We start from the raw sequence: 2,760 nt of genomic DNA on the forward strand, positions 1-2,760 counted from the left end.
GCTGGCGACGATCCTGGAGCGGCTGGACACCGCCTGAGACGGGACCGGAGCCGGCCCCGGCCCCGGCCCCGGCTCCGGTCCCGTCTCAGGCGGTGTCCAGCCGCTCCAGGATCGTCGCCAGCCAGCCCAGCTCCGCCTCGCTCGTCGCGCGGGCGATCGTGAGCAGGCCCCGCCGGAACGGGTCGTCGAAGGACTCCGCGCCGAGCGGCCGGTCGCCCTCGTAGAAGAAGCTGCTCGGCTCCTCCAGGAAGGCGAGCCTGCGCCGCAGCACCCCCGCCTGCTCGGCCGGGGAGGGCAGGTGGCGCAGGAAGGCGAGGACGGTGAACCAGCGGTTCTCGTCGCTGATGTCCACCTCGTCGGCCTCGCGCAGCCGCCGCAGCAGCTCCTCGCGGCCCGGACCGGTCAGGGTCAGGGTGTGGCGGGGGGCGGCCCTGGTGCCCGGTTCGGTCCGGCGCTCCAGCCATCCGGCGCGCTCCAGCCGCTTGATCGCCGGATAGAGCGTGCCGTCCGCGATGGGGCGGACGTGCCCGGTGAGGTGGGCCACCCGTCGCTTCAGCTCGTAGCCGTGCAGGGGTTGCTCGTACAGAAATCCAAGGATGGCCAGTTCCAGCATGCGCGTATCCTCTCCCGAGAGCCCTATACATCGGTGTCTATGTATAGTCTCCCCGATGGTTTGAAGGGCACGGCGAGGAGGAGAGTCATGCACGACGCACAGGTGACGGACGGCGGCGCGCGCATCAGGTGGGTGGAACTCCCCGGGGCTGCCACACCCTCCGGGGCCGCCGGAACCACCGGGGCCGTCGCGCCCGCCGGGGCCGTCGGGGAAACCGGCGGCCGCGCCGACCGGGTCTACCTGCACGGGCTCGGCGCCTCCTCCGGCCCGTACTTCGCCGCGAGCGCGACGCACCCCCTGCTGGCCGGAGGCCGGTCGCTCCTCGTCGACCTGCTCGGCTTCGGCATCAGCGACCGCCCCACGGACTTCGGGTACACCCTGGAGGAGCACGCCGACGCGGTGGCGAAGGCCATGGAGGCGGCCGGAGCGCACGGCGCGGACGTGATCGGGCACAGCATGGGCGGCGCGGTGGCCGTCGTGCTCGCGGTGCGCCATCCGGGGCTGGTGGGACGACTGGTCCTGGTCGACGCCACCCTGGACCCGGTCGCTCCCGTCCGCGGCCGGCCGGGCAGCAGCGGCATCGCGGCGTACACGGAGGAGGAGTTCCTGGCCGGCGGCCTGGCCGAGACGCGCGAGCGGGTGGGGCCGCTCTGGTGGGCGACCATGCGGCTGGCGGGCCCCGAGGCGCTGTACCGCAGCGCGGCGCACCGCTCCCGCGGGACGACGCCGACCATGCGGGAACTCCTGCTGGACCTGCGGATCCCGCGTACGTTCCTGCGCCCGTCGGCCGACGGACCGCTGTCCGGGGAGGCCGCGCTCGTCGAGCACGGGGTGCGCGTCGTGGCGGTCCCGGACTGCGGGCACAACATCATGCTGGACAACCCGGAAGCGTTCGCCCGGGAGACCGCGGCGGCCCTCGCGCCCTGAGGAAACCCCTGAGGAAGCCTCCGAGGAAACCCCCGGGGCAACGGGTGTGTCGCCGGGCGCGGCGGGCCTACGCTCGTCGCATGGGTGACCTCGTACCGCTGCTGATCGCCGTCGCGGCCCTGGCCTCGGTCATGGGCTTCTTCGGGTGGCTCGCGGTCGTCGCCCGGCGGCGCGGGGTCGCGGGCACGGCCCTGAGCGCGGCCCTGGCCTCGTACGACGAGGCGTACCGGGGCACCGCCCATCAGGCGTACCACGAGATCCGGGCCCAGGCGGAACGCCGGACACCGCTCCTCTCGCCGGACGGCACATGGCGACCGGCGCCACCTGGCGGGGATTCCGGGGAGGGCGTACGCCGTCGACGGCCGGCCGCGCGCCGACCGCCGCGGGGGCTGCGGGGGCTGCGGGGGCTGCGGCGCCGGTTCGGCCGGCTGCGGCTCCCCCGCTGAAACCGGACGTCAGCGCCCGGCCCGGCGGGCCCGCCGGGTCACGCCCCGGCCGCGGCCGCCACGGCGACGACGATGAACATCAGCACGAGCACGGCCGCCATGACGCGGTTTCTGGTCTTGGGATCCACCCTTCGAGCGTAACCGCAGCCCTCAGCTCCCCAGCGCCCAGGATGCGACCACCTCGTACCGGGGCTGCTCCCCCCGCACCCCGGCGACCGGCAGATTGCTGCGTACGAGGGACAGCTCGCCGACCTCCCACGGGGTGCCCTCGAAGTCTCCGAGCGCGTCGGTCCAGGGGTGCAGGTCGATCTCGGCCCGGCGGCTGCGGGCGAGGGTGAGGTGCGGGGTGTAGCGGCGGTGCTCCTCCATGGAGATGCCGGTGCGGCGGGCGGCGGCGTCGGCGCGTTCGGCGAGGAGCCGCAGCATGTCGAGCGAGCCCGCGGCGCCCGCCCAGAGCGCCCGCCCGCCGAACCGCCCGGCACCGTGGATGCGCAGCGGGAAGGGGTCGGTGCGGTGGGCGGCCCGCGCGAGGCGCGCGTCCAGCTCGGGCAGCAGTTCCTCGTCGACGGGCCCGAAGAAGGCGAGCGTGAAGTGCCAGCCGGGCACCCCCGTCCAGCGGAGGCCCTCGGCACCGGGAAGCGTGTGCAACGGGGCGACAGCACTGCGCAGTTCCTCGACTGCGGGAGCGGGCGGCAGCACGGCGGCGAAGAGTCTGAGACGGCTCATGCGCCGAGTGTCGCACCGCCCCGGCGCGCCCCGGCACCGGTCACCGTC

General features: G+C 75.0%; 4 protein-coding genes. 2 read left to right on the forward strand and 2 right to left on the reverse strand.

The annotated features are described in order from the left end of the window. Nucleotides 1-85 precede the first annotated feature (85 nt). Nucleotides 86-613 (reverse strand): PadR family transcriptional regulator, encoded by a 528-nt coding sequence (locus tag EAO76_RS42785; protein WP_148841610.1) that lies wholly within the window; start codon nt 611-613, stop codon nt 86-88. Between the two features lie 87 nt (nt 614-700). Here EAO76_RS42785 and EAO76_RS42790 point away from each other — a divergent pair, with 87 nt between their 5' ends. Together EAO76_RS42790 and EAO76_RS42795 are read left to right on the forward strand one after the other, a co-directional pair. After that, nucleotides 701-1,540: an alpha/beta fold hydrolase gene (locus tag EAO76_RS42790; protein WP_148841611.1), complete on the forward strand. Its 840-nt coding sequence runs from the start codon at nt 701-703 to the stop codon at nt 1,538-1,540. A gap of 80 nt (nt 1,541-1,620) precedes the next feature. Further along, a complete protein-coding gene (locus EAO76_RS42795; RefSeq protein ID WP_187439047.1) occupies nt 1,621-1,986 on the forward strand; it encodes a hypothetical protein in 366 nt (121 codons plus the stop codon). A 150-nt stretch (nt 1,987-2,136) separates the two neighbouring features. Here the strand turns inward: EAO76_RS42795 and thpR are convergent, their stop codons facing one another. Continuing rightward, on the reverse strand, nt 2,137-2,712 hold the full coding sequence (gene thpR / locus EAO76_RS42800) for an RNA 2',3'-cyclic phosphodiesterase (RefSeq protein ID WP_148841612.1): 576 nt from the start codon (nt 2,710-2,712) through the stop codon (nt 2,137-2,139). Between the last annotated feature and the right edge of the window lie 48 nt (nt 2,713-2,760).

It is taken from the genome of Streptomyces sp. sk2.1 (assembly GCF_008120935.1).
GTDB lineage: Bacteria > Actinomycetota > Actinomycetes > Streptomycetales > Streptomycetaceae > Streptomyces.

Excerpts from the sequence above, each read along its gene's own strand:
- thpR (WP_148841612.1), bottom strand. The coding sequence starts at position 2,712 with ATGAGCCGTCTCAGACTCTTCGCCGCCGTGCTGCCGCCCGCTCCCGCA.
- EAO76_RS42785 (WP_148841610.1), bottom strand. The coding sequence starts at position 613 with ATGCTGGAACTGGCCATCCTTGGATTTCTGTACGAGCAACCCCTGCAC.
- EAO76_RS42790 (WP_148841611.1), top strand. The coding sequence starts at position 701 with ATGCACGACGCACAGGTGACGGACGGCGGCGCGCGCATCAGGTGGGTG.
- EAO76_RS42795 (WP_187439047.1), top strand. The coding sequence starts at position 1,621 with ATGGGTGACCTCGTACCGCTGCTGATCGCCGTCGCGGCCCTGGCCTCG.